This window comes from Gluconacetobacter takamatsuzukensis (assembly GCF_014174275.1).
GTDB classification, from domain to species: Bacteria; Pseudomonadota; Alphaproteobacteria; order Acetobacterales; family Acetobacteraceae; genus Gluconacetobacter; species Gluconacetobacter takamatsuzukensis.
Genome location: NZ_JABEQK010000006.1, coordinates 78,404 through 104,599 on the forward strand (window position 1 = coordinate 78,404; position 26,196 = coordinate 104,599).

Here is a 26,196-nt window from a genome sequence, read left to right on the forward strand (position 1 = left end):
GTCAGAACCCGGTGGACAGCGAAACCATGGCGGCAAACACACCACCGACATAATAGACCGGCGGGCTCCCCGCCGCGATCTGGCCGGTCGAGGTCACATGCGCCTTGGCGTTGGCCGAGTAGCTGGAACCGGAAAGATAATGATTATCGCCCAGATTGGTCAGGTTCAGCTGGATCTGCGGATGCTTCATCGGCCCAATGGCCTTCATCCGATAGCCCAGCGTCAGGTTCGACGTGATGTAGGAGGGCATCTTCTCGTCGTTCATGAAGGTCGTGTACTGGCTGTCGACATAGCGCAGGTCGAAATTGCCGAAGAAGCGCCCATCGTCGTAATTGATCCCGATGGCACCGGTAAATTTCGGCGCCGCGACCGCGATCTTTCCGGCCGTGGGCAGCACGCCCGTCCCGGTGTTGAAATTGTTGTCGAAGGTCGAATGCAGGAACTGGCCCGACAGGTACGGGCTGAAATGATGCCAGCGCCCCAGCCCGAACTCGCCCTGGATACCGCGCGAGGTCTGGCCGCCGATATTGATCGGCGAGGCCACCATCTGGTTGGTGCCCGGAATATAGCCGGTCGACGTCACCTGGTGGTTGGTCATGTTGATGTTGAACAGCGACATCGAGAAATTATAGAACCCGCCCTGATGGCGATAGCCGATTTCCTCGCTGATCGAATATTCCGGCTTGAGGCTCTGCGGCTGCATCGTCGCATGCGACGAATTCGGGTCGAAGATCTGCGAATAGGCCTCGACCGACTCCGGCGCCCGGAACGCCGTGGTGCCGTTGATGAAGATCTGGTCGTGCGGCGTGATCTTGTAGCTGGCCGAGAATTGCGGCAGCGGTTCGAAATAATTGCCCTGCATCTTGTAGGGGTCGGCACCGGGGATCAGGTTCGTGCCCTGGCGCGAGACCATGGCCACGCGGAAGCCGGCGCTGATGGTCAGCCTGTCATTCAGCAGCCGCTGCGTGTCGGCGATGAACAGCGTGTTCACCTGCTGCATGAAATTCAGGTCGTATCCCGACAGGATATGCCCGTTCACGCTGATCGGCGTGCCCGACCAGCCGCTGCCGTCCGCATAGACGGGCTGGAAGTCCGACAGTTCCTGATGCGTCGTATAGGCATACCACCAGCCGAAGGAGAACGTATTGCTGTTGGTGATCCGCCAGTCGGCCGACATGTTCAGCCCGCCCGTCTTCTGGTCCCACGGATCGACGCCCAGGGTCAGGATGCTGCCGTTGACGACGGTGCCGCCCGAAAGCTGTCCATATTGCTGCGTTCCGTAATACCCGCCGACCGCCGGGATGTTCTCGCCGCCCAGCGACGGGCCGAACTGATGGACGTAATAGGGCGTGACATGCAGCTTCAGCCGGTCGGTCAGCGTAAAGTTCATCGGCAGCACGATCAGCTGCTGATTGAGGTTCTGGCTGTTCAGCTTGTAGTAGTTCGCATTGCCCGGATAGAAATTCTGGTCGTAGGAAAACCCGACGCCATACTGCTTCCACTGCGCCATGGTCGGCGCCCGCCACGAGGTCGATTCCTGACGGTTGTACGAGAAGATGGCGGCCACATCATTGCCGTCGCCCCATTCCTTCACGAACTTGGTGTCGAGGTGATAGCGCAGGAACCCGCCCGGCCCGCGCGCCCCGTTATCGTAGGCGGTGTGCGAGAAGGACAGAAAGCCCCGCACCCCGGAATTGCCGATGTCACCGGTATCGAACCGCAGGAATTCCTTGTTGAAACTGTAGGAACCACCGGCAAGGTCGGCAAATCCCCCCATATGGTGCGAAGGGTTGATCGCCGTCGCGGTAATCTGCCCGCCCACGGCGTTGTAGAACGGCGCATTCAGGTCCGGCGCCCCCTGCGAGACCGTGACCGAGCCGAGATTCTCGGTATCGACCAGCGTCCCGGTATAGGGCGCGTAATTGATGGGGTCGGCCAGCGGCGCGCCTTCGAACAGATAGCCGAACTGCGTTTCGTTCAGGCCGCGCACCTGCAGATGGTCCCCGGTAGTGCCGAACGGGTCCTGGCTGGTCACGGTCACGCCCGGCAGGTTCGCGATCAGCGACGTGATGTTGGACGAGGGCGACTGCTTGGCAATGAAATCGCGCGTCACCCCGCTCTGCGAGCGCGGCGCCGATTGCGGCGGCATCAACCCGCCGCCCGGCGTGCGGTTGGTAATGCCCGTGGCCGCCACGGCATGGCTCGTGACCGAGACTTCTTCCGACGACCGGTTGAACTGGCCCAGCACGGACGAACTCAGATCGTCGCCCCCGGACGACCGGTTCTGGGCCGCCGGCGCGCTCGCCGTGGCCTTCCGGTCATGGCCGGTGGCCGTCTTCTTCGTCTGGGCATGCGCGGATGCCGCGACAAGGCCGGTCAGCGCAACGCAGGAAAGGGAAAGCTGACGAAACGAGATGCGCATGGTGACAACTCCACGACCCGACTGACGGTGAACAGTCTCTGTCATTGCTCTTCAGAAACAAGCTCGCAAACGGGTTTTTAATGCGCAACAGGAATTTAATCCGGGATACTTAATTCAAACAAGAAACAAAGTGATTTTGCCCTCCCCCTCCGAAAATGTTGCCATAATGACACAATCTCGCCGTCCCCCGGCCGCTCGGAGCCTGGCCGTAAATGTGGGCTGGTGAGCGAGAGCGGCCCGCAGGGCCGCGCCCGTCATGTGTTTCCGAGCACCGGAGCGGAGCGGCCTTGATGGCCGTGAGCACCGGAGCGCAGGAAACGCGCGTCGGATCGCCGCCAGATCGCGTTTACGGTCAGGCTTTCAAACCCCGTCGGGGCCGAAGATGAAGTAGCGGGCGGCAAGGCTCGCGGCACCGCAGGCAAAACTGTCCGGCTCGAAATCCCGGAAATGGATCATGCCGCGCGACGCCGGGCGCCGCAGAATGTGGGATTCGGTCTCGCGTTGCAGCGCATGGCCATAGATCCCGTCACGCAGATTCGGGTCCAGCATCACCACCACATGGCTCGGATCGATCAGCTGGATCAGATGCGCGGTCGCCAGCCCCATCGAGGCCCCGGCATGATGCAGGATCGACAGTGCCTCGGGGTGCGCCCCGGCCGCCAGCCGCGCCAGTTCGGCAATGTCGGTCGGCAGCCCCGCCCGCCGCGCGGCATTGCCGATCGCCAGCAGCGAGGCCACGGTTTCCAGACAGCCCCGATTGCCGCAGCGGCACGGCAGGGCATGGGCCATGTCGGTCACGATCGGCGCGTGAGACATCTCCCCCGCCCCGCCGGCATACCCGCGCAACAGCCGCCCATTGACGATATTGGCACAGCCGATGCCGTTACTGATGAAGATCACGCTGAAATCCGGGCTGCCGCGCAGGGCGCCGAACAATTGCTCCCCCAGGATCAGGGCGTTCGCATCGTTCTCGATCCAGGTCGGCAGGCCAGTCCGCTTCGACAGCAGGCCGCCGATATCCACATCCCGCCACCCCAGCGCCGCACAGGCCAGGCAGGTCTGGCGATCGTTGGCCACAAAACCCGGCAGCGCCATGCCCACGCCCGAGACATGCCCCCTGGCCGAACGCAGTCCTTTCCGCAAATGCGCGATCGCATCGCACAGGGATGTCACACAGGTTTCCAGGTCGGCATGGCGCGGCAGCTCCATGCGATCATGCACCGTCCCGTGCAGGTCAGTCAGCACCACGATGGCCGGATCGTTCTGGAGCGAGATGCCGATGAACCACGCCGCCTCGGCCCGCACGGCCAGCGGCACCGACGGTCGCCCGCTCCCATGAACCGGCGCCTGCTCGCACAGGATTTCCTGTTTCAGCAGGTCGCGCACCAGGCTGGATATGGCGGCCTTGCTCATGCCCAGCCGCGACGCAAGCTCGCTTCGGCTCTCCGGTCCATTCCGGCTGAGGCTGCTCAGAATCAGATAATGTCCGGTGGACAGCATGGGCAAAGGTCCCTGGAGAAAACGGCGGTCTATAGTTTATAATATGAACTATGTTGACGGAATACGGAAATGCCTGTTTACAAAAAGGGCGGGTAAACAGGGTTGGCGTGCACGGGCCCGCCTGTCGTCCGGCGGGCAATCTGAGTGTGGAACCCTTCATGATTCTTTGCGCCGATATTGGTGGATCGTTCATCGATTTCGCGGTGGTTCACCCCGATGGACGGACCGACCACCGCCGCGCCGTCCCGACTCCCCTCGACGACGCACCGGCCTTCATCGGCGCTCTGGTGGCGCTCTGCGCACCATGGCCCGGCGTGCCGCTCCATATCGCCATCGCGGGCGTGGAATGCCCCGATACCGGCATCATCCGCGCGGCCAACATCCCCTGCCTGCAATCCCTGCCGCTCGCCGCCCACCTCCAGCGCGAAACCGGCCGCGTGGTCCGAATCGCCAACGATGCCGATTGCTTCGCACTGGCCGAGGCCCATTTCGGCGTCGCAAAGGGCCACCGCAATGTCTTCGGCGTCATTCTGGGCACGGGAATCGGCGGCGGATTCGTCCTCGATGGCCGAATCGTCCCCGGCCTCGGCGGCGTAACGGGCGAATGGGGCCACGCCCCGGTCGTCATCCCGCCCCCCGCCCTGCACGGCCAGGACGCAGACAGCACCCAGTCCCTGGTTCCCCTCTTCCGCTGCGGCTGCGGCATCTCGGGCTGCCTCGACACCATCGCCGGCGCCCGCGCGCTGGAACGGCTGCATCTCTGGGCCGGCGGCGCACCGCAGACCAGCCGCGCGATCCTCGAATCCTGGCAGGCTGGCGACCCGCAGGCCGGCCGAACGCTCGCGATCTGGCTGTCCTACATGGCCGCCGGCCTCGCCCACGTCATCAACGTCACCGGCAGCACCATCGTCCCGGTCGCCGGCGGCCTCAGCAACGCCCACGCCCTCATCGACGCCCTGGACGAAGCCGTCCGCGCCCGCATCCTCACCCCCACCGCCACACCCCTGCTCAGGCGCGCGGCCCTGGGCGCCGATGCCGGCCTGCTCGGCGCAGCCTGCCTCGGGCTGGACATCCGCATACAGGATTGAAAGGCCAGCTCACGCCCGGCTTTCCACCAATGTCTTCAAACCGTGCAGGACGATATCCCAGTTCCGCGCGGCATGATCCGCCTGCTCTTCCGTCGCGCAGTTCGCAGTCGTCACCCGGACATTCACCCGCCCATTTTCCTCGTCCAGGCGATAGCGAATGACCAGACGCGCCTCCGGCACATCCTCGGTCCCCGAAAAGCTCGACCAGTAGCTGTAGGACAAGCCGCTCGGGGGCGCGAAAGCCAGCACCGTGCCATGATCCTCATAGGGTTTCCCCCTGATATTCCCCCCGAAAGACCATCGGCGCATCGATCCGCCAGTCCGTCGTCAGTTTCGTGCCGAAGAAATAACGTTCGATCATCGGCGGACTGGTCAGGGCGTCCCAGACCGTAGCAAGAGGCGCATCAATCAGAATATTGGCCGATTTTTCATACATCGCGCTATCCTCCGGACAGGACGCAAGGATAGGCTCGGTGCCAGGCCATGGCTTGTAAAAACCCGACGGAACCACCCCACGCGCTGGATCGTGCCATCCTGTCGCTTCCTGCCTGCGTACGAACCGGCAGAATTCCCCCGCCAGCCGATCTGTCCCCCATGATCGAACATTTCTGGTGGGTACAATGGGCCCTCGAACACGAACAGACATCCGAGGTCCTGTCCTATCCCTCGGTTCATATCGTATTTGAAAACGGGATTGCCGAAATCGTCGGAATCGTGAGGAAAAAATTCGTTCGAAAACTCGACGGCAATGGAGAGGTCTTTGGAATCAAATTCCGTCCCGCCATGTTCCGCCAGTTCGACAGCACGCCCGCCTACAGGCTGACGGACAGGACGCAGCCGCTGGATTGCGCAATCTGGGATCGCGCATGCGTCTCCCAACTGCTCCACGCCCGATCGATACAGCAAAAAGCGCATCTTGCGGAAACGGCCCTGCGCCGAGTCGCCAAAACCGACGATCGACGCGCCCTCCAGATTCGCGATCTGGTCGAACATGTCCGCATCAATCCGGATATGCGCTCGGTAGCCGATCTGGTCCTGAAATCAGGATGGGCGGAACGCGCGCTGCAACGGCTATTCCGCGACTATCTGGGGGTCAGCCCCAAATGGGTCATACGGCGCTTCCGGCTACAGGAAGCGGCGGAATGCCTGGCGAGGCAGACCGGCACGATCGCGTCGGTCGCCGCGGAACTCGGCTATTTCGACCAGACCCATTTCGCACGCGATTTCAAATCCGTCATCGGTCTCTCGCCCCGCCATTTCCTGGACAAGGCGCGGACGACACGATAACGCGCGTCAGACGTGGAAGCTCTCGCCGCAGCCGCACCGGCCCTTCTCGTTCGGATTGTTGAAGGTAAAGCCCGATTCCAGCTGCTTGACCTCGTAATCCATTGTCGTGCCGATCAGGAACAGGGTCGCCTTGCGATCGACCAGCACGGTCACGCCCTTGTCGGTCACGACCTCGTCGCCCGGCCCGGCCGCCTCGACGAAGCTCATGTCATAGGCATGGCCCGAGCAGCCCTTGGTCGAGATCGCGATCCGCAGCAGCTGCCCGGCATGGGCCGTGGCATACAGCGCCCGCAGCCGGTCGGCCGCGCGGTCGGACAGCGCCATCAGGGGCGGCAGGGCCCGCCGGGCGGGAGCAGGCGAGGCAGCCGTCGCGTTGCTGGAAACAGTCATTGGCAATCTCCCGGTCCCGGGGGGCATGGCGCCCCGCCGCGACGTGTCAGAACATGTTCAGGCTCAGGCGGGCATCGTCGCTCATGCGCGACATGTCCCATGGCGGGTCCCAGACGATCTCAACCGTCGCGTCGGTCACACCGGGGACGGTGCGGACCGCCTCCTGCACCTGCATCGGCAGTTCCTGTGCGCTGGGACAGTTGGGGGCCGTCAGCGTCATTTCAACACGCACCGTACCGTCCCGATGCAGGTCGATGGCGTAGATCAGCCCCAGCTCATAGATATTCACCGGAATCTCCGGATCGAACACGGTGGCGATCGCCGCGATCACGGCCTCCTCGTCGGGCACCGCCGCGGCACCCTCCGCCGGCGGCTGGCCATCAGGCGTCCAGCCCTCCACCGCGGGGCCGTCGCCGGCCGACGGCGCATCGAACGAGAAGGCGTGTCCGTCCGCCCCGTTTCCGGTCTCTTCCATCGCGGCCATCCTGTCGGTCTGCACCATCATTCCCGCCTCATCCCGTCCCTCGTCTCACCCACCGGCGTCCCCACCGGCACCTCGGCCAATGCCGCCTCCAGCGCCGACCAGGCCAGCGTCGCGCAGCGAATGCGCGACCGGTGCCGGTGCAGGGGCGCGAAAACCATCAGTTCCGGCGGGGCATCGCCATCCTGCCCGGTCTGTAGCAGGGCGGCGAAATCCCGCCCCATGGTCACGGCCCCGCTCCTGTCCTGCCCCGCCGCCAGCCCGGCCATCATGTCGGCCGACGCCAGGCAGATCGCGCATCCCCGGGTCTGGTGGCGGACCGTCTCGATCCGCCCGTCCGCATCCAGCCACACCCCGACCCGCACCCGGTCGCCGCACATCGGGTTCGTGCCCTCGCCCCGGCCGGTCGCGCCATCCAGCGGCCCGGCATGCACGGGCGTGCGCGCCCGTTCGATCACCTGCCGCTGGTACAGCCCGTCCTGGTCCATCGCGCCGCGCCCGCCTCAGACGAAGAAGCCGCGGATCTGCGTCAGCGTCGCGGCCAGGGCATCCACCTCCTCGCGCGTCGTGTACAGCGCGAAGCTGGCCCGGGCGGTCGCAGACAGGCCCAGCCGCCGCATCAGCGGCTCGGCACAATGATGCCCGGCCCGCACCGCAATCCCGTTCCGATCCAGCAAGGTCGCGATGTCATGCGGATGCACGTCGTCCATCGTGAACGAAATCACGCCCCCACGCTCGGCGGGCGCTCCCACCACGCGCAGGCCCGGCACCTCGGCCAGGCGCGGCAGTGCATACTCAACCAGCGCCGTCTCGTGCGCCGCGATGGCGTCATACCCGATCGCCTCGATATAGCTGATGGCCGCACCCAGCCCGATCGTCTCGATGATCGCGGGCGTCCCGGCCTCGAATTTATGCGGCACATGGGCCCAGGTGGACCGCTCGAAAGTGACCGAGGAAATCATGTCCCCGCCGCCCAGAAACGGCGGCATCGCCTCCAGCAGTTCGCGCCGCCCCCACAGCACGCCGATCCCGGTGGGACCATACAGCTTGTGGCCGGTGAACGTGTAGAAATCGGCATCGATTGCCTGCACGTCGACCCGGCGATGCACGACGAACTGGCTGCCGTCGAACAGCACGCGCGCCCCCGCCGCATGGGCGATGTCGGCAATCCGCCGCGCCGGCGTCACGGTGCCCAGCACGTTCGACATGTGGGTCACGGCTACCAGCGCCACCTTGCCATCCGCCACCAGGCGTTCCAACGCCTCCAGCTCGATGTCGCCCGAATCGGTAATGGGCGCCACGCGCAGCTCGATCCCCGCCCGGTCCCGCAGCATCTGCCACGGCACCAGATTGGCATGGTGCTCCATCTCCGAGATCACGACCGCCTGCCCCGGCCGCATCAGGCTGCCGAAGGAATGGGCAACCAGATTGATCGCCTCGGTGCTGTTGCGGGTAAAGATCACCTCTTCCCGCGCCGGGGCCCCGATCAGCCGGGCCACCTGGTCGCGCACCGCCTCGTAGGCATCGGTGGTGCGCTCGCTCATCCAGTGCAGGCCGCGATGGATGTTGGCGTATTGCGTGCGCATGGTGTCGCCCATCGCATCGATCACCTGGACCGGCTTCTGCGCCGAGGCAGCACTGTCCAGAAAGACCAGCGGGCGCCCATGCACCGTCTCGCCCAGGATCGGGAAGTCGGCACGCCGGTCACGCAGCGCATCGATGGGGTCGGTCATCACCACGGGCGAGACATCCATGTTACGCGTCCTTTCGGTTCCACCAGGTCTCGACGGCGCGATCCAGCACCGCACGCAGGGCCTCGTCTCCCATCAGTTCCACCGCATCGTGCAGGAAGGCCTTGACCAGGATGGCCCGGGCCTCTTCCCCCGCCACGCCACGGCTGCGCAGGTAGAAAAGCTGGTCGGCATCCAGCGCCCCCACGGTCGCGCCGTGGCTGCACCGCACATCGTCGGCGTAGATTTCCAGTTCCGGCTTGGCGTCGATCTCGGCACTGTCCGACAGCAGCAGGGCCTGGTTCATCTGGTAGCCGTCGGTCTTCTGCGCAACACGCTCGACCAGGATCTTGCCCTGGAAGACGCCCCTGGCATGACCCGCCAGCACGTTCTTCACCGTCTGGCGCGAATTGCACGAGGGCGCGGCATGCGTGATCACGCTGGTCAGGTCGGCAACCTGCCGCCCATCCAGCAACTGCGCGCCGTTGACATGCACGATGCCACCCTCGGCATTCAGCCGCGCATGGACCTCGTGCCGCGCCAGGGCCGCGCCCAGGGTCAGGGTAAAGCTGTCATAGGACGCATCGGCCCCGACCTCGGCATGCACCACCGCCAGATGCCGGGCAGCCGGGTCCTCGGTCTGCAACTTGGCATGGATCAGGTGCCCGCCCTCGGCGACCCCCACATCCAGCACCGGATTGTTCAGATAGTCGCCATGCCCGACCGACAGGTCCAGCACCGACAGGCGCGCCCCCGCCCCCAGCACGATACGGTGCCGGGGATGGACCGACAGCGCCACCCCGTCCGGCGCAACCACGACCGACAGCAGCGCCATCCGCCCGGCATCGACACCGGGTGCCACCGTCAGCGTCAGCCCGTCCTCGGCCAGCAGCGCATTCAGCGCGCTGGCGACGTCGTCATGCGGCACCAAGTCCGCGCCGGCCGCGAAACGCGCCACCGACACACCATCCGGCAGGCGCGACAGCGCGGGCACGAACCGGCCATTCACCATCACCGCGCGCGCCAGGCCTTCTTCCAGCGCGTAGGCCCGCACGGCCTCGGCCAGCAGGGCCTCGACCGCCGCCCCGTCAGGCTGCGCCGGCGCGTCGGCAAAGGGAACATCCGCCAGCGTCCGCAGCGAGGTATATTTCCACGCCTCGACACCCGTGCGCGGCAGGCCCGCCTTGCGCAGCAGGTCGGCCGCCTGCGCGCGCACCGCATTCCCCTCCTCGGTGTAGCGGTTCAGGAACGCGGCGGCGCTGACGCCGGCGGGAGAGATCGCGTTCACGCGGCCTCCGCCAGGAAACGGGCATAGCCCTGGGCCTCGAGCTGCTTGGCCAGTTCCGGCCCGCCGCTATGGATGATGCGCCCGCGCGCCATCACATGGATTCGGTCGGGCACGATGTAATCCAGCAGCCGCTGGTGATGGGTGATCACCAGCGCCGAGAAATCCGGCGCGCGCAGCGAATTCACGCCCTCGGCCACGATGCGCAGCGCATCGATGTCCAGCCCGCTGTCGGTCTCGTCCAGAATGGCGAACGAGGGGTTCAGCATGCGCATCTGCAGCACTTCGTTGCGCTTCTTCTCGCCACCCGAGAAGCCGACATTCACATTGCGCTTCAGCATGTCGTCGGACATCGACAGGTGCTTCGTCTCCTGCCGCACCGCCTTCAGAAAGGCCACCGCGTCCAGCTCGTCCTGCCCGCGGGCGCGGCGCACCGCATTCACCGCCGTGCGCAGGAAGTTCGCATTGTTCACGCCCGGCAGTTCGACCGGCGCCTGAAAGGCCAGGAACAGGCCCAGCGCCGCACGCTCTTCCGGCTCCAGCGCCAGCAGGTCCTGGCCCTTGAAGGTCGCGCTGCCTCCCGTCACCTCGTAATCCTCGCGCCCGGCCAGGACATAGGACAGGGTGGACTTGCCCGACCCGTTCGGGCCCATGATGGCATGGACCTCGCCGGCCGGAATCTCCAGGTCGACGCCGCGCAGGATTTCCTTGTCCGCGCCGTTATCCGAAATCTTGGCGCACAGGCCGGCAATCCGCAAAAACTCGTTGCTCACGTCACTCATCTCCGTTCAGCCGACGCTGCCTTCAAGGCTGATCTGCAGCAATTTCTGGGCCTCGACCGCGAATTCCATCGGCAGTTCCTTCAGCACGTCCTTGCAGAAGCCGTTGACGATCAGCCCGACCGCATCTTCCTCGGACAGGCCGCGCTGGCGGCAATAGAACAGCTGGTCTTCCGAAATCTTCGACGTCGTCGCCTCATGCTCGATCTTGGCCGACAGGTTGCGGCTTTCGATATAGGGCACGGTATGCGCACCGCACTGGTCGCCGATCAGCAGGCTGTCGCACTGGGTAAAGTTCCGCGCGCCAGCCGCCTTGGGCATCATCCGCACCAGCCCGCGATAGGTGCTGTCGGAATGCCCGGCACTGATGGTCTTGGCGATGATCGTCGAGCGCGTATTGCGCCCCAGATGGATCATCTTGGTCCCGGTATCGGCCTGCTGGTGGTTGTTCGTCACCGCGACCGAATAGAACTCGCCCACCGCCCCGTCGCCCTGCAGGATGCAGGACGGATATTTCCAGGTGATGGCCGACCCGGTCTCGACCTGCGTCCACGAGATCTTGGACCGGTCCCCCCGGCACGCGCCGCGCTTGGTCACGAAATTATAGATCCCGCCGCGCCCCTGCTCGTCGCCCGGATACCAATTCTGGACCGTCGAGTATTTGATCGACGAATCTTCCATCGCCACCAGCTCGACCACCGCGGCATGCAGCTGGTTCTCGTCGCGCATCGGCGCGGTGCAACCTTCCAGGTACGAGACCGAAGCCCCGTCCTCGACCACGATCAGCGTGCGTTCGAACTGCCCGGTATTGCGCGCATTGATGCGGAAATAGGTCGACAGCTCCATCGGGCAGCGCACGCCCTTGGGCACGTAAACGAACGACCCGTCGGTAAAGACGGCCGAATTCAGCGCCGCGTAGAAATTGTCGGCCACCGGTACCACGCTGCCCAGATAGCGGCGCACCAGCTCGGGGTGCTCGCGCACCGCCTCGGAAATCGGGCAGAAGATCACCCCGGCCTTCGCCAGCGTCTCGCGGAAGGTCGTCACCACCGACACGCTGTCGAACACCGCATCCACCGCGACCGGCGGCCGGGCGGTCTCGCCCTCGGGCAGCTCCACCCCGGCCAGCAGCGCCTGCTCGTGCAGCGGAATGCCCAGTTTCTCGTAGGTGCGCAGCAGTTCCGGATCGACCTCTTCCAGCGATTTCGGCCCGGGCTTCTTCTTTGGCGCGGCGTAGTAATGCGCGTCCTGGAAATCGATGGGCGGATGGCTGACCTTGGCCCAGGTCGGCTCGGTCATCGCCTGCCAGGCCTGGAACGCCTTCAACCGCCATTCCAGCAGCCATTCCGGCTCCTGCTTGCGGTGCGAGATCAGGCGGATCGTATCTTCGGTCAGGCCCTTGGGGGCCATGTCCATCTCGATCTCGGTCTCGAAGCCCCACTTGTAGGTGGACTGGCCCAGGCTCTCGACCGCATCGCGGGTTTCGGCAATCGCTGGCATGTCTTCCTGCTCCCTCAGACTGCGACGGCCGGGCCGGCAGCGGATATGTCATGGGCCACGCACGCGGCCCCCGGTCCCCGCGCGGCCTGCCCGCGGGTCTGCATGTCGGCCAGCGTGATCCGGGACAAGGCCCCCCGGATCGCGTCATTGACCGCATCCCACTGCCCGCACAGGCCGCACAGGGTGCGCGCATCGCACTCCCCGCCATCGACGCATGCCGTCAGCGAGATCGGGCCGTCCACGGCGGTGATGACCCGCGCCACCGAAATCTCGTTCAGCGGCAACGCCAGACGGTATCCCCCACGCGCGCCGCGCAGGGAAATCACCAGTTCGTCGGCCGCGAGGATCTTCAGCACCTTGGCCACCGTGGGCTCCGGAATCCCCGTGGCGTGCGACAGGGCCGGCGAGGTCATCATCTCGTCCTGCTGCGCCAGGCGAACCAGGGCAACGACGGCATAATCGGTCAGCTTCGAAAGCCTCAGCACCCCCACCTCCCTTTTCGTCCCTGGATTGCGGCCCGCCGCATAGCGGACCAATTCAGTACTGATTTATGATCCAGATGATGCCCAATGGCGCCATCGTCAAGTGCAAACCACGCACACCGGGCCGTCATGGCCGCATGGCGCGGGCCGGTCATCCCACCTGCGCCCCGAAAACCAGGTGCAGCGCCAGCGCCAGCAGCGCCCCGGCCAGAAAGCCGACCAGCGTCCCGTTCAGCCGCACGAACTGCAGATCCTTGCCCACCCGCAATTCCAGCCGCGAGACCAGCATGTCGGTATCCCACCCCGCCACCACCCCGGCGATGAAGCGCGACAGCCGCTCGCGCACGAAGGGCAGGCTGCCCAGGATCATGCGCCGCGCCCACTCGACCACGCGCCCGCGCAGGGCCTGGTCCGTGCGCATCTGGTCGGCCAGGCGCTGCAACGTGTCCCGCACGATCGAGGCCGTCCAGCCGTCGGCACAGCCCATGTCGGCCTCGATCATCAGCCGCATCCGGCGCCAGACATCGCCGCCCCAGTCGCGGATGCTGTCATGGGTCATCACGCCCGCGATGGCGCCCGTGATCTCGCGCCGCCGCTCGGGGTCGGTCTCGATCCGGTCGATCTCGCCGCGCACCCAGGTCGTGAAGCCCTCGCGCAGCTCCGAATTCTGCGGATCGATCCGGTCCAGTTCCTGATTGACCGCGATCAGCACCTTGGTCGCGATCGAGCCGCCGATGGCCCAGCCCAGGATCCGGCCACCCTGCTCGCGCACGCGGTCCTCGATCATGGCGCGCAGCGATTCTTCCTTGGCCTTCAGCCCGTCCTTCATCCGCGCCAGCAGAAACGACAGGACTTCCTGGTGCCGATCGCCCTCCACCAGCGCCCGTAGGGTCCGCGCCACCACCGGCGCCACCTCCTCGCCCCCCAGGATCAGCGGCAGCATCCGCGTCACGGCCGATCCGGCCCGTCCGTCTTCCAGCCGCGCCATCACCGCGGGCGCCGCACCGGCCAGCGTGCGGCACACGGTCTGCGCGGTCGCCGGGTCGTCCAGCAGCCCGGCCACGATTCCCGGCAGGTCGATCCGCTCCAGCGCGGCGGCCACGTCGGCCTCGGTAAAGACATGCGTCGCGACGAAGCGGCCCAGCGCCTCGCCCAGCCGCGCCTTCTGCGCGGGCAGGATGGCGGTGTGCGGAATCGGCAGCCCCATCGGCCGGCGGAACAGCGCGGTCACGGCAAACCAGTCGGCCAGTCCGCCCACCACCCCGGCCTTGGCGCCGGCGCGCAGCACGTCCAGCCACAGTGCATCGGCCACAAGGCCGGAGGCCGGCGCGGCATAGGCCGCCACCGTCAGCGCCCCCATGCCGCCCAGCAGGCCGCTTGCCGCCAGGCGATATCGGCGCAATGTCTGCAAGGCGGCCCGATCCGCGTCGGACCCGGCGTTCTGCGCATCGGGGCTCGTCTTCATCCCCTGTTCGATACCACTCCGCCCGCACGGACCCAAGCGCCGCCCGCGCACCCCGCCGTCCCGTCTGCGGCACGCCGGCCGAAATTCGGCGTGATCCGGCCCGGCAGACATTGCGATGGGAACGCGAACATGAAACGCTGCCACGGCGTGACGCACGGATGATTACGGAAAAGACAGGCCAGCAATGACCGACACCTCCATCAGCGATGCGGCGGAAATGCTGCTCGACCTCGCACGGCAATCGGTGACGGGGGCCGAGGATCTGTCCGCGGGCAATCCCATCATCACCCTGGCGCGCCGAATCGGCCGGCGGCTGACCGCCGGCACCCTGACGACCGACATGCTCGACGGCGTGGTGCGCCACCTGCGCGACGACGCCTTCCGCAGCCGGGCCGCCCGGCTGGGCAGTTATGTCGACGGCACCGACGATTCGCAGGTCGCGACCCGCCTGCGCGCGGTCGCGCGGACGGTCGCCGGCGCACCGGGCCCGGACGGCACGCCGCCCACCTTCGGCGCCTTCCGCAAGACCGTGGAACGCTGCCGCTTCGCGGCCGTCTTCACCGCCCACCCCACATTCGCCCTGGCCAACCCGGTCTACGACCTCCTGGCCACGATGGCCTCGGCCGACCCCGCCACCCCGCCCGCCTTGCCGGAGCTGGAAACCCACCGCCGCGCCGCCCCCCCGACCCTCGAGGAAGAATTCTCCCTCGCCTCGGCGGCAATCCTGCGCGGCCGCGACGCGGTGGACCGCCTGACCGGCGCCCTGCTGGCCGAGGCCCGCGCCCGCTGGCCCCATGAATGGTCGATCCTCACCCCCCGCCCGGTGATCCTGACCAGCTGGGTCGGCTACGACACCGACGGCCGCACCGATATCGGCTGGTGGGACACGATCCGCCTGCGGCTGCGGATGAAGAAGCTGCAACTGGAACGGCTTCAGGGCCAGATCGCGCCCCTCCTGCCCCTGACCGAAAGCCTGCACGCGCGGGTCGCCGGCGCGCTGGACGCCGTCACCGCGCAGATCGATTCCTGCCCGGTCGGCACGACGGTCCAGCCCGAAGCCGTCGCCGCCTTCGCCGCCGTGCTGATCGGCCGCAGCGACGAGGCAATCCCGGCCGCCAGCCTGCTGGCTACCCCGTTTCAGGAGGCCATCGACGCCGCCCCGCCCGACGACCGGATGGCCCTGTCCGTCGCCCGGGCCGGGCTGCTGGCCCACGGCATGGGCGCCGCCCACACCCATGTGCGGCTGAACTCGACCCAGATCCACAATGTCGCGCGCCAGCGGCTGGGCATCGAGGACAATCCGGAAAACCCGTCGCAGCGCCGCGCCCTGCTGACGCATATCAACGATGCGCTGGAACAGGCCCAGCCGGTCGAGATCGATTTCGGCTCCCTGCTGGTCGAGCAGGCAACGGCCGCCCGCCTGATGATGACGGTGCGCCAGATCGTCCGCCACATCGACAATGAAAGCCCGGTCCGCTTCCTGATCGCCGAGACCGAGAGCGGCTATACGCTGCTGGCCGCGCTCTGGCTGGCCCGCACCTTCGGCATCGCCGACCAGGTCGAGATCTCGCCGCTGTTCGAGACGCAGGAAGCGCTGGAAAACGGCGCCCATATTGTCGAGGAGGCACTGCGCTCGCCCCACTGGCGCGACTATCTGCGCCGGACCGGCCGGATGAGCCTGCAATTCGGCTATTCGGATTCCGGCCGCTATGTCGGCCAGCTCGCCGCCACCTACCTGATCGAACGGCTGCGGCTGAAAATCTGCGACCTGCTGCGGCGCTGGGACCTCACGGAGGTCGAGGTCATCCTGTTCGACACCCATGGCGAGAGCATCGGCCGCGGCGCCCACCCGTTCCGCCTGGCCGACCGGCTCGACTATCTGTCCCCGCCGCAGGCCCGCGCCATCTTCGCCGATGCCGGCCTGCATATCCGCGAGGAGACCGCCTTCCAGGGCGGCGACGGCTACCTGCTGTTCGGAACCCGGGCGCTGGCCGACGCCACCGTCAGCATCATCGCCGAACACGCCTTCGCCCACGCGCCCCGCGACCGCGACCCGGTCTATGACGAGCCCGATTTTTCCGCCGATTTCTTCTCCACCATCGGCGCGGGCATGGCGACCCTGGTCGAGGACCCGGGCTATGCCGCCCTGCTGGGCGCCTTCGGCCCCTCCCTGATCGACAAGACCGGATCGCGCCCCTCGGCCCGGCAGAGCGATGCCGGCGCCGCCACCACGCGCATCAGCCATCCCAGCCAGTTGCGCGCCATCCCCAACAACGCGATCCTCCAGCAGCTCGGCTGGTGCGCCAACACCATCCAGGGCCTGGGCACCGCCTCTGCCCGCCACCCCGAGACGTTCGAGGAATTCCTCGGCCGCAGCCCCCGCTTCCGCCGCGCGCTCGATTTCGCGGCTCATGCCCTGGCCCATTCCGACGACATGGTGCTGCGCGCCGTGATCTACATGCTGGACCCGGACATGTGGCTCAACCGCGCCACGGCCGAAACCGACCCGGCCCGGCGCGACGCCTACCTGGCCCTGATGCAGGGGCTGGAGCGGCTGAATTTCTGGGCCAGCACCCAGGCCATGTTCCGCCGCATCCAGTCCGACCACCTGGCCCTGCGCCGTGCGTGGGCGCAGGCGCCCGCCATGGGCACCGAGGAGAAGCTGCTGCACGCCATCCGCATCGCGATGATCGAGCAGATCTGGCTGCTGTCGACGCGCATCCCCTATTTCTCGCCGCGCAACGCCTTCTCGCGTGAGGTCCTGACGACGCGCGTGCTGTGCCTGGAAATCCCCGCCGCCCTGCGCGAGATGGACCAGGTCTTCCCCTCCGTCACCCGCAGCGGGCTGGAACTGGATTATCACGAGGACCACAGCCCCCGCTCCGAAGGCGCCTATGTCCGCGAACACGCCGAAATCTTCGCGCCCATGCTGCGCCTGTTCAACCTGCTGCGCGAAACCAGCGTGGCGGTGATGCACCATGTCGGAGCCTTCGGCTGAGCCTTTCGTCCGAATCCCGCCCACGCCCGTCCTGGCAGGTCCGCGAACCACCGCCCCCCACCGGCCGCCCCCTGCCGGCGGCGGCGCACCTGCCGGGGCTGCGGCGTGTCGTCGCCCCCAATCCCGGCCCCATGACCGGGCACGGCACCAACAGCTGGCTGGTCGATCATCCGGGCGGCACGGCCGTCATCGACCCGGGCTCCGACCATCCCGCCCATCTCGAGGCCCTCCTCGCCGCAGCCGGCGGGCGGATCACGCATATCCTGCTGACCCACACCCACCACGACCACCTGACGGGCGCCCGCCCCTTGGGCCGGATGGCGGGCGCGCCGGTCTGCGGCTTCCGCCACAGCGCGGTCCCCGCCTTCACACCCGATATCGCGCTCGATGACGGGTCGGTGGTGGCCGGCCTGACCGCCCTGCACACACCGGGGCACGCGACCGACCATCTGTGCTTCCTTACGGCGGAACGCATCGTCTTCACCGGCGACCATATCATGGGCTGGTCGACGACCATGGTGCCGCCCGCGCCCGATGGCTCGGTGCGCCAGTTCCTCGACGGGCTGGCACGGATCAACGCCCTGGCGCCCACCCTGCTGCTGCCGGCCCACGGGCCGCCGATCCCCAATCCCGAATCCTGCATCCATGCCCTGGCCGCCCATCGCCAATCACGCGAGGACAGGATCCTGGCCGCCCTGCGGCAGGGCCCAGCCACGCTCGAGGAGATGATGCGGCGTGTCTACCGCGCCATACCGTCCACGCTCCGCCGCGCGGCGGAACTGAATCTGCTGGCGCACCTGGAAAAATTGCGTGATGACGGTTGCGCCATTCACGATCGCGATGGCTGGCGCGCCAATGCCCCCCACGAAGAGCGCCCGTCCCCCTGACGAACCGGAGGAACCGTTGACCACACGCCTGTCCCTGCTGCTGTCCGCCTCGCTCATCTGCCTGGGCCTCTCGCCGGCACGCGCCGCCATCGACCATCCCGACGCGGCCCATGCCGACACCGCGCATGCCGCCCACCCGGCACAGCCCATCGAACGGACCAGCAGCGGCACGATCACGATCGACGGCAAGCCCATCGCCTACCAGGCCGTCGCCGGCACGCTGGTGGTCCATCCCCATGGATGGGACGATTCCGACGAAACCGTCCAGCACCAGACCCCGGGCAGCGACGCCCACGCCATCGACGGCAATCCCGATGCCACGGCGTCGATGTTCTACGTCGCCTATTTCCGCAAGGACAGCCGGGCGGAATCCCGTCCCGTCACCTTCATCTACAATGGCGGCCCGGGCTCGTCCTCGGTATGGCTGCACATGGGCGCCTTCGGCCCCCGCCGGGTGGTGACGAACGACGACAGCCATACCCCCGCCGGCCCCTACCGGCTGATCGACAACCCGCAGAGCCTGCTGGACGTCACCGACCTGGTGTTCATCGACGCACCGGGCACCGGCTTCGGCCGCATCAACGGCAAGGACAAGGAAAGGCTGTTCTGGGGCGTCGATGCCGACGGCCAGGCCTTCACCAGCTTCGTCACCCAGTTCCTGGCGAAATACGGCCGCTACAACTCGCCGAAATACCTGTTCGGCGAAAGCTACGGCACCATGCGCTCGGCCGTTCTGGTCAACGACCTGCAAAACCAGGAAAGCATCGATTTCAACGGCGTGATCCTGCTGTCGCAGATCCTCAGCTACGATAACAGCGTGGACGAACCAGCACTCAATCCCGGCATGGACGAACCGTTCGTGCTGGCCCTGCCGACCTACGCCGCCACGGCCTGGTACCACCACAAGCTGCCCCAGCAGCCCGACGACCTGAAAACCTTCCTCGCCGAGGTCGAGCATTTCGCCAGCACCGACTACCTGTCGGCCTTGCAGCAGGGCGCGGCATTGCCCGATGCCGACCGGGCGCGGATCGTCGAACGGCTGCACGCCTATACCGGCCTGCCCGCCGACTATATCCGCCGCGCCGACCTGCGCATCGACGGCGGCGAATTCTCCAAGACCCTGCAATCCGACGACGGCATGACGACCGGCCGCCTCGATACCCGCTTCTCCGGCCCGGCGCTGGATCCGCTGAGCGAGGAAGCCGGATACGACCCGCAATCGACCGCCATCAGTTCGGCCTATGTGTCGCTGTTCAACGATTATGTGCGCAAGACGCTGAACTACGGTGACGGCCTGACCTATCGTCCGGAAATCGACATCCAGCACTGGAACTTCCACCACGCCACCGGCGGCCCCGACAGCACGGAATCCGACGGCCCGGCCAACGTGATGCCCGACCTCGCCGAGGCGATGAAGACCAATCCGACCCTGAAAATCATGCTCAACGCCGGCTATTTCGACCTGGCGACCCCCTATTACGAGGGGATCTACGAAATGCGCCACCTGCCGATCCCGGCCGCATTGCAGAAGAACATCGAATTCCGCCAGTACCAGTCGGGCCACATGGTCTACGCCAACATCCCGGCCCTGACCCAGCTCCACGACAATATCGCGGACTTCATCCGCCGCACCGACAACCAGCCGGCAACCACGACGCCGTAAGGTCCACAACCGGGTGGGGCGCCCGCCGTCTCACCCGCCGTCTCACCCGCCGCCGACAGGCGTTATGGATGCACCCGTCACAAGCTCCTGACGGGGCAGCCGTCGAGCCAGGCGTGAATATCCTGCACCGCCTCGCGGAAGTAGGTGGCGTAATTGTCCCGGGTGACATAGCCCAGATGCGGTGTCGCCAGCACATTGGGCAGGGTGCGATAGGGATGCCCGGGCGGCAATGGCTCCCGTTCGAAGACATCCAGCCCCGCACCGCCGATCCGGCCGCTCTCCAGCACCGCGATCAGGGCCGCCTCGTCCACGATGGCCGCCCGGGACGTGTTGATCAGCAACGCATCCCGCCTCATCAGCGCCAGCTCGCCGGCCCCGACCAGGTGGCGGGTCGTCGCCCCCAGCACCAGATGAATGCTGACGATATCGCTTTCCGCCAGAAGCTGTTCCCTGGAGGCGGCAAACGCCACGCCGGCCGCCGCCGCGCGTTCCGGCGTAAAATGGGGGCTCCATCCGCTGACCTCCATGCCGAAGGCCAGCCCGACGCGCGCAACCGCGCTCCCGATCCGGCCAACCCCCAGCAGCCCCAGCCGATGCCCGGCAAGATCCTTGCCGATGCTCTGCTGCCAGAGGCCGTCCCGCCGCATGGCCAGGCTTTCGGGGACGACCTGCCGCGCCAGCCCCAGGATAAGGGCCCATGTCATCTCGACCGGCGGCGTCAGGCTGCTGGCCGTGCCGCATACCGTCACGCCATGCGCCCGCGCGGCCTGCAGATCGATCGACGCATTGCGCATGCCGCTGGTCACAAGCAGGCGCAGGCGCGGCAGGGCAGCAAACAGCCGCGCCGGAAACGGCGTTCGCTCGCGCATGACGATCACGATATCCGCCGATGCCAGTGCCGCGATCAGCTCCGCCTCGTCATCGATATGCGCCGTCAGCACCCGCACCTCGACCCGATCGCGCAGGGACGCCCAATCGGCACCTTGCAATGCGACATTCTGGTAATCGTCGAGGATAACGCAGTTCATCATGATCGCCGTCCATAACCGTCCCGCTTCGATACGCCGGAACCGTCACCGCGAGCCATGTCATTTCAGCGTGTGGTCCGACGCTGCCAACAGGCACGCCCCTCGTACTTCCGCGCCATCGGGGCGGAACGACCTGACCGGCCGCGCATACCGAAGCACGGAAACCGCACCGGACCGTCAGCCGGGCAGCGGTGCAACCCGCCTGTCAGGTGATGGCCATCGCGGCCATCATGTACAATCCGGCATCCCCCTTGCCGAGGTCGCGCAGGATCTCGCGCTTCTCATGCAGGTATAGGGCACGCCCCCTCGTTTCATGGCGCAGGATCCGTGCCGCATTGTCGATCAGGCTGGCGATGCAGATCGTCTGCGCCTCGGCCGAGGCCCGGGCAAGCTGCGCGTGATCCACAATGCCCGGCATGCCATCGGACGACCGCTTGGCGGGCGTCGTCACCATCTCCACCAGCGACGCAACGTCAGGCCCGAAGACCGAGTTGATTTCCGCCAGCGTCACCGGCGTACCCTCCAGCACATCATGCAGCCATGACGCCGCCACGACCTCCGGCCGCGCGCCGGTGCCGGCAACCAGCTCGGCAACGCGCATCGGGTGCGCAATAAACGGCTCATCTGTATAACGCAGGCGCTGACCGGTCGCGGCATGGATCGATGTCGCGAAAACGGCCGCGCGCCTTATCAGATCCGTCACCGTCGGTCCTCCCCGCCCGCATATCCACCGCCTGAAGCCCGAATGGACAGGCACGCAGCCGATCATCCGGCGCGGACTTCCACTCGGGCTTCTTAATGCCCGGACAGGCCCCCGGGTTCCCGGCAGGTGCCGCTCATCGGGTATCCCGGGGGAGCAACCCCCGGGGACCGCCGTCAGTGGGCGCGAACCGCGACGACTTCGATTTCCACCAGCCAGCCGGGATTGGCCAGATGCGCGACCTCGAAGGCCGAGCGGGTCGGCAGCCTGGGCTGCGCCGGCGTACCGTAGAATTCGGTATAGGCCTTCATCATCCCCGCAAAGTCGATCTTGCCCAGCTTGGGATCGGCGACCAGGTAGATGTGCATGTTGACGACATCGCCCATCGTCAGTTTCAGCTTGGCCAGCTCGGCCTGGATGCGCGTCAGCGCGCCGCGCACCTGGGTTTCCGTGTCGCCATAGGCGGCCAGCGTCTTCGGATCGGCAGCCTTGTCGACCGCCGGGGCCCCCATGCCGCTCAGATAGATGGTCGAGGCACCCGGCGGCACCTCGATCGCGGTGGCGATGGGGAAATGGCTGGCCGGATCGCCATGCCGAACCACGTCCGCCGCCCGGGCGGCCGAAAACGTCCCGCCGGCCATGACGGCCGCCAGCGCGGCGATGCCGCAAGTCTTGAAAATCGTCATGTCCCTGTCATTCCTCTTCGGGGCTGATGGTCGGGTGCTGGGCCGCGACATCCGCCGGCTTCACCGTGTCGGTATAGTGATTGCCGAAATGGGTGCGGATGTAATTCACCACGTCCGCAACCTGCTTGTCGGTCAGCATGCCGGAAAACCACGGCATGCCGCCGAAACCGTTCAGCACGACGTAGACAGGATAGTCCGCGCTGGCCAGCTTGGCATTCCCGGCCAGCGCCGGAAAACGCGCACCGGCACCCTCGGCGCCCTTGGCATCGGGCATGTGGCAGCTCTGGCAGACATGCTTGTAGACATCGGCGCCGTCCAGCAACGGCTGCATCTTGCCCACGACGGCGCTCGCGCTGTCGGCCCGTGCCTGCGGGGCAAGAAACGCGCCGGCCGCCAGGCCGGCCAGAAGCAGAAATACGGACCGCATCAGGCAGCTCCCTGCGCGTGTTTATGCAGACGGGTGATGGCATCCAGCGACGACAGGATGGCGCCTTCCTGCCAGCAGCCAACATGCGACGCATGCTCGCCGGCCAGCACGATCCGGTTGTCGATGTCGCACAGCGCCTTGTAATGGGTCTTGCGCGCCTGTTCCGACCACATGGAACAGCAGCCGAGCGTCCACGGCATGCGGCTCCACGCCATCGACACGCCCCCGCGGAACTCCTTGCGGTAATTGGGATGAATGACCTGGCCCTGCGCCAGCCCGTGCTCGATCCGCTCGGCCGGCGTCATGCCGGCGAAATCGTAGGCCGCCGGCCCGAACATATAGCCGCCCAGCAGAACCGCCGGCCCGTCCGAGAAATAGCCGTGGCTGGGGTACGAGATCTGGCTGATCGGCTGGTCGGTAAAGCTGATGCCGCCATAGATCTGGTCGTCCTGCTCCCAGAACCGGCGATTGAACTCCAGCCCCAGCTTGACCGACGACGCATAGGGCACCGCCGCGATCGCCGCCTTCATCGGACCGCTGACCTGCACGTCCAGCTGCGAGAGCACGGGCAGCGGAATCGTGCAGACGCAATAATCCGCCTCCGCCTGCCGTACCGCCCCGCCATGGGACATGTCGTTGTAGGTCACCGTCACATGACGGTCGTCCTGATGAATCGCCGTCACCTTGCAGTTCAGCGTGATCAGGTCGTGCACCTGGCGGTTGAAGCCCTTGCCGATCTGGTCCATGCCGCCGACCGGCTGGAACATCGTCGTCTGCATGTCCAGCCGCTCATGGAACGCCATCCACTGCCACAGACCCGACCGCATGACATCGTCCCGCGCGAACAGGTCGGACGGCACGGGCGCACCGTCCGGCCCGCCACCCTGCGGCTTGGCAAAGCCGCGACGCAGCGAGCTGATCGCCCCCTTGCGATAGGCCCCATCGGCCGTCAGCCCGCCCCAGCCACGCATGGCCGACGCGACATGCGCCCGCTCGTCGGCCGAAATCACCTCGTCCAGCTTGTGCTGGTTGATCGCCTTGGCCAGCAGTTCCGCCGTAAACCCGGTGAAATCCGCCGCATAGTCGCGGTAGCGCACGGGCTTGCCGTCGAACACGTCGCTGGAATGCAGCCAGGAATTATGATTCAGCTCGACAAACGGTTCCAGCGCGACACCGAAGGTCTTGCAGTAATGCAGCAGGCCCTGGTGATGATACGGAATCCGCCACGGGCCGGGATTGATGTAATTCCCCGAGGCAAACTGCACTTTCTGCACAGCCCCGCCCAGTTCGGTCAGCGTGTCCCCGCCCCGCAGCGAGATGTTGCGGCCGCCGGGCCGGTTCTGGAACTCCAGAATCTGGACCTGGTACCCGGCCTTGCGCAGTTCATACGCCGCCAGCATGCCCGCCAGCCCGGCGCCCAGCACCAGGACCTTCGTACCCGGCTTGCCGCCGGTCAGGGCGGGCGGCCCCTTGAAATCCGTCCCGGCCGCGTGGCCCAGGCTCGTCATGGCCTGGTACAGGGCAGCGCTGCCCCCCAGGATTCCGATTCGTGTCAGCATCTGGCGGCGGGTCGCCACCGGACGCCGAAAAGCATTTGTCATCAAGTTTCCCCAGCAGACAGGACAGAAAACCTTACCATTCAAGGGCGTTCCCGGGCGGCACAGCCGACCGGGGGCAGAAACACCATGCCAGTTATAGGGGCCTGTCCCGTATGGGCAATGGACATGATCCCCCTATCGTAACGGTTTTTTAAGCCCTCCATACGCCACGCGGCCGAAAACCCGTCATTTCCCCGCACCTTATCGACAATCCGGAGAAAACCGCGCGTGGCAGGCCGTGATTTAAATGCAACTCTGAAACAAAAAAATCGTTACAATATATCCATAAATCCGGACATCTCACGAATCCTGCCGCCTGATCGGCGGCATCAGGTCGGGCGGCATCGGGCTGACATAGGGGCGTTCGGCCAGCCGCGCGGCATGATCCCGCCGCGCCCGCGCCAGCAGTTCCGGATCGGACAGCACGTCCACCGCGGTCGCCGCCATCACCTTGGCGACATGGACCATGCCCTTGTGGGCGACCGCCGACTTGCCCTGCGCCGTCATCTGCCACGAATGCAGGGCGGTGCCGATGGCGCAGGTCGCGCCCAGGGCCTGCACGGTCGGCACCGTCCAGCTGACATCCCCCACATCGGTCGACCCCAGCAGGATCGGCCCGACGGGCGAGGGGTATGGCAGCACGACATCGCACAGCGGCATGTCGGTCGCCGGCGGCAATCCCACCTGGCGAAACGCCGCCACGATGTCCTCGTGGGTGAAGGTCTTCTGCATCTCCCGGCCGAAGGCCCGATCCTCGGCGTCGAAGGGCGGCGGCCCCAGCCGTTCCAGGTTCGCCTGCATCGCCGCCTCCAGCGGCGGATTCGGCAGCAGGTTGGCCATGCCGCTGACGACCGTGCATTCGACCCGGGTCTCGGTCATCATCGCGGCCCCCTCGGCCACCCGGCGCACCCGCTCGGCCAGGGCCAGCATGTCGTCCAGCTCCGCCGCGCGCACGGTATAGCGGATCACGACCCGCGACTGGACCACGTTGGGCGCGGCCCCGCCCGCATCCTGATAGGCATAATGGATGCGCGAACTCGGCAGCATATGCTCGCGCAGGTAATTCACCCCGACATTCATCAGTTCCGCCGCATCCAGCGCCGAACGGCCCAGATGCGGGGCCGAGGCGGCATGGGCCGACCGGCCGATGAAGGTGAAATCCAGGCGCATGTTGGCCAGCGCCGCCGGCGGAAAGACCGTGGCAAAGGCAAAGGGATGCCACGAGATCGCAACATCCACGTCGTCGAACACGCCGGCGCGCACCATAAATCCCTTGCCCGCCCCGCCTTCTTCGGCCGGGCAGCCATAATAGCGCACCCGCCCCGGCATCCCGGTCTCGGCCAGCCAGTCCTTCAGCGCCGTCGCCGCCAGCAGCGACGCCGACCCCAGCAGGTTATGCCCGCAGGCATGGCCGTTTCCGTCGCCCGCCAGGGGCTGGTGCACCATCGCGCCGGCCTGCTGGCTCAGCCCCGGCAGCGCGTCATACTCGCCCAGGAAAGCGATCACAGGCCCGCCTTCCCCGGCCTCGCCCATGATCGCGGTCGGCAGCCCCGCCACGTCGCGGGTCACGCGAAACCCTTCCCGCTCCAGGGCCGCATCATGCAGCGCGACCGAACGGAACTCACCGAAATTCAGTTCCGGCACCGCCCACACCGAATCGCTCAGCGCGATCAGCGGCGCCTTGCGGGCCTCGACGCATTCCCAGATCTGCGCGCTGTTTCGCATCGCCCGTTCCCAACCCATCCGTCCATGACGCACGAGTCATAGCCCATAACGACACCACCCCACCACGGTCCCGTC

At 66.6% G+C, this 26,196-nt stretch carries 24 protein-coding genes and 1 pseudogene; 6 read left to right on the forward strand and 19 right to left on the reverse strand.

All coding sequences use genetic code 11. The features are described from left to right. Position 1: 1 nt before the first annotated feature. A complete protein-coding gene (locus HLH27_RS09320; protein WP_182949751.1) occupies positions 2-2,422 on the reverse strand; it encodes a TonB-dependent receptor in 2,421 nt (806 codons plus the stop codon). A gap of 360 nt (positions 2,423-2,782) precedes the next feature. Next, a complete protein-coding gene (locus HLH27_RS09325) occupies positions 2,783-3,922 on the reverse strand; it encodes an ROK family transcriptional regulator (protein WP_182949752.1) in 1,140 nt (379 codons plus the stop codon). Positions 3,923-4,080: 158 nt separating this feature from the next. Here HLH27_RS09325 and HLH27_RS09330 point away from each other — a divergent pair, with 158 nt between their 5' ends. Then, complete coding sequence (locus tag HLH27_RS09330; protein ID WP_182949753.1) at positions 4,081-5,010, forward strand: ROK family protein; 930 nt, start codon at positions 4,081-4,083, stop codon at positions 5,008-5,010. A gap of 9 nt (positions 5,011-5,019) precedes the next feature. On the opposite strand, the gene HLH27_RS09335 is transcribed toward HLH27_RS09330, so the two are convergent. Both HLH27_RS09335 and HLH27_RS09340 read right to left on the reverse strand, forming a co-directional pair. Further along, positions 5,020-5,259, reverse strand: a complete 240-nt coding sequence (locus tag HLH27_RS09335; protein WP_338029875.1) for an SRPBCC domain-containing protein — start codon at positions 5,257-5,259, stop codon at positions 5,020-5,022. A gap of 13 nt (positions 5,260-5,272) precedes the next feature. Then, positions 5,273-5,446 carry an SRPBCC domain-containing protein gene (locus tag HLH27_RS09340; protein ID WP_182949755.1) on the reverse strand — a complete coding sequence of 58 codons (174 nt, stop codon included), beginning with the start codon at positions 5,444-5,446 and terminating at the stop codon, positions 5,273-5,275. A gap of 158 nt (positions 5,447-5,604) precedes the next feature. Between HLH27_RS09340 and HLH27_RS17340 the strand changes: the two are divergent. Further along, a pseudogene (locus HLH27_RS17340) lies at positions 5,605-5,784 on the forward strand (DUF6597 domain-containing transcriptional factor); the annotation flags it as partial. 237 nt (positions 5,785-6,021) lie between these two features. Continuing rightward, positions 6,022-6,297: a helix-turn-helix transcriptional regulator gene (locus tag HLH27_RS09350; protein WP_182949757.1), complete on the forward strand. Its 276-nt coding sequence runs from the start codon at positions 6,022-6,024 to the stop codon at positions 6,295-6,297. Positions 6,298-6,303: 6 nt separating this feature from the next. On the opposite strand, the gene HLH27_RS09355 is transcribed toward HLH27_RS09350, so the two are convergent. From HLH27_RS09355 to HLH27_RS09395, 9 genes are all read right to left on the reverse strand, one after another. Next, positions 6,304-6,687, reverse strand: a complete 384-nt coding sequence (locus HLH27_RS09355; protein ID WP_182949758.1) for a HesB/IscA family protein — start codon at positions 6,685-6,687, stop codon at positions 6,304-6,306. Positions 6,688-6,733: 46 nt separating this feature from the next. Continuing rightward, entirely contained in the window at positions 6,734-7,171 is a 438-nt protein-coding gene (locus tag HLH27_RS09360; protein WP_408870824.1) for an SUF system Fe-S cluster assembly protein, read from the reverse strand. 17 nt (positions 7,172-7,188) lie between these two features. Next, entirely contained in the window at positions 7,189-7,656 is a 468-nt protein-coding gene (gene sufU / locus HLH27_RS09365) for a Fe-S cluster assembly sulfur transfer protein SufU (RefSeq protein ID WP_182949759.1), read from the reverse strand. Positions 7,657-7,671: 15 nt separating this feature from the next. Continuing rightward, positions 7,672-8,922 (reverse strand): cysteine desulfurase, encoded by a 1,251-nt coding sequence (locus HLH27_RS09370; protein ID WP_182949760.1) that lies wholly within the window; start codon positions 8,920-8,922, stop codon positions 7,672-7,674. A 1-nt stretch (position 8,923) separates the two neighbouring features. After that, entirely contained in the window at positions 8,924-10,186 is a 1,263-nt protein-coding gene (gene sufD / locus HLH27_RS09375) for a Fe-S cluster assembly protein SufD (RefSeq protein ID WP_182949761.1), read from the reverse strand. After that, complete coding sequence (gene sufC / locus HLH27_RS09380; RefSeq protein ID WP_456305488.1) at positions 10,183-10,956, reverse strand: Fe-S cluster assembly ATPase SufC; 774 nt, start codon at positions 10,954-10,956, stop codon at positions 10,183-10,185. The genes sufD and sufC overlap by 4 nt, the downstream gene beginning before the upstream one ends. Positions 10,957-10,971: 15 nt before the next feature. Beyond that, on the reverse strand, positions 10,972-12,462 hold the full coding sequence (gene sufB, locus HLH27_RS09385) for a Fe-S cluster assembly protein SufB (RefSeq protein WP_182949763.1): 1,491 nt from the start codon (positions 12,460-12,462) through the stop codon (positions 10,972-10,974). A gap of 14 nt (positions 12,463-12,476) precedes the next feature. Then, positions 12,477-12,947: an SUF system Fe-S cluster assembly regulator gene (locus HLH27_RS09390; protein WP_182949764.1), complete on the reverse strand. Its 471-nt coding sequence runs from the start codon at positions 12,945-12,947 to the stop codon at positions 12,477-12,479. A 148-nt stretch (positions 12,948-13,095) separates the two neighbouring features. Continuing rightward, complete coding sequence (locus HLH27_RS09395) at positions 13,096-14,409, reverse strand: DUF445 domain-containing protein (RefSeq protein ID WP_182949765.1); 1,314 nt, start codon at positions 14,407-14,409, stop codon at positions 13,096-13,098. A 184-nt stretch (positions 14,410-14,593) separates the two neighbouring features. Between HLH27_RS09395 and HLH27_RS09400 the strand changes: the two genes are divergently transcribed. The 3 genes from HLH27_RS09400 (at position 14,594) to HLH27_RS09410 (ending at position 19,957) form a co-directional block, all read left to right on the forward strand. Further along, positions 14,594-17,407 (forward strand): phosphoenolpyruvate carboxylase, encoded by a 2,814-nt coding sequence (locus tag HLH27_RS09400; RefSeq protein WP_182949766.1) that lies wholly within the window; start codon positions 14,594-14,596, stop codon positions 17,405-17,407. Positions 17,408-17,538: 131 nt separating this feature from the next. Continuing rightward, positions 17,539-18,294: an MBL fold metallo-hydrolase gene (locus HLH27_RS09405; RefSeq protein ID WP_246375690.1), complete on the forward strand. Its 756-nt coding sequence runs from the start codon at positions 17,539-17,541 to the stop codon at positions 18,292-18,294. Between the two features lie 16 nt (positions 18,295-18,310). Next, positions 18,311-19,957, forward strand: coding sequence for a S10 family peptidase (locus HLH27_RS09410; protein WP_182949767.1), 1,647 nt, complete (start codon positions 18,311-18,313; stop codon positions 19,955-19,957). Between the two features lie 77 nt (positions 19,958-20,034). Here the strand turns inward: HLH27_RS09410 and HLH27_RS09415 are convergent, their stop codons facing one another. The 6 genes from HLH27_RS09415 to HLH27_RS09440 all read right to left on the reverse strand — a co-directional run bounded on the left by HLH27_RS09415 (position 20,035) and on the right by HLH27_RS09440 (position 26,121). Continuing rightward, positions 20,035-20,988, reverse strand: coding sequence for a D-2-hydroxyacid dehydrogenase family protein (locus tag HLH27_RS09415; RefSeq protein ID WP_220790354.1), 954 nt, complete (start codon positions 20,986-20,988; stop codon positions 20,035-20,037). A 202-nt stretch (positions 20,989-21,190) separates the two neighbouring features. Beyond that, positions 21,191-21,754, reverse strand: coding sequence for an HD domain-containing protein (locus HLH27_RS09420; RefSeq protein WP_246375693.1), 564 nt, complete (start codon positions 21,752-21,754; stop codon positions 21,191-21,193). 107 nt (positions 21,755-21,861) lie between these two features. Next, the gene (locus HLH27_RS09425; protein ID WP_182949769.1) at positions 21,862-22,371 is read right to left on the reverse strand and encodes a RidA family protein; all 510 of its coding nucleotides are present in this window, start codon (positions 22,369-22,371) and stop codon (positions 21,862-21,864) included. A gap of 7 nt (positions 22,372-22,378) precedes the next feature. After that, positions 22,379-22,798, reverse strand: a complete 420-nt coding sequence (locus HLH27_RS09430) for a c-type cytochrome (RefSeq protein ID WP_182949770.1) — start codon at positions 22,796-22,798, stop codon at positions 22,379-22,381. Then, positions 22,798-24,399, reverse strand: a complete 1,602-nt coding sequence (locus tag HLH27_RS09435) for a flavin monoamine oxidase family protein (protein ID WP_182949771.1) — start codon at positions 24,397-24,399, stop codon at positions 22,798-22,800. Before HLH27_RS09435 ends, HLH27_RS09430 begins: the two co-directional genes overlap by 1 nt. Before the next feature lie 297 nt (positions 24,400-24,696). Continuing rightward, on the reverse strand, positions 24,697-26,121 hold the full coding sequence (locus HLH27_RS09440; protein ID WP_182949772.1) for a M20 family metallopeptidase: 1,425 nt from the start codon (positions 26,119-26,121) through the stop codon (positions 24,697-24,699). Positions 26,122-26,196: the final 75 nt, after the last annotated feature.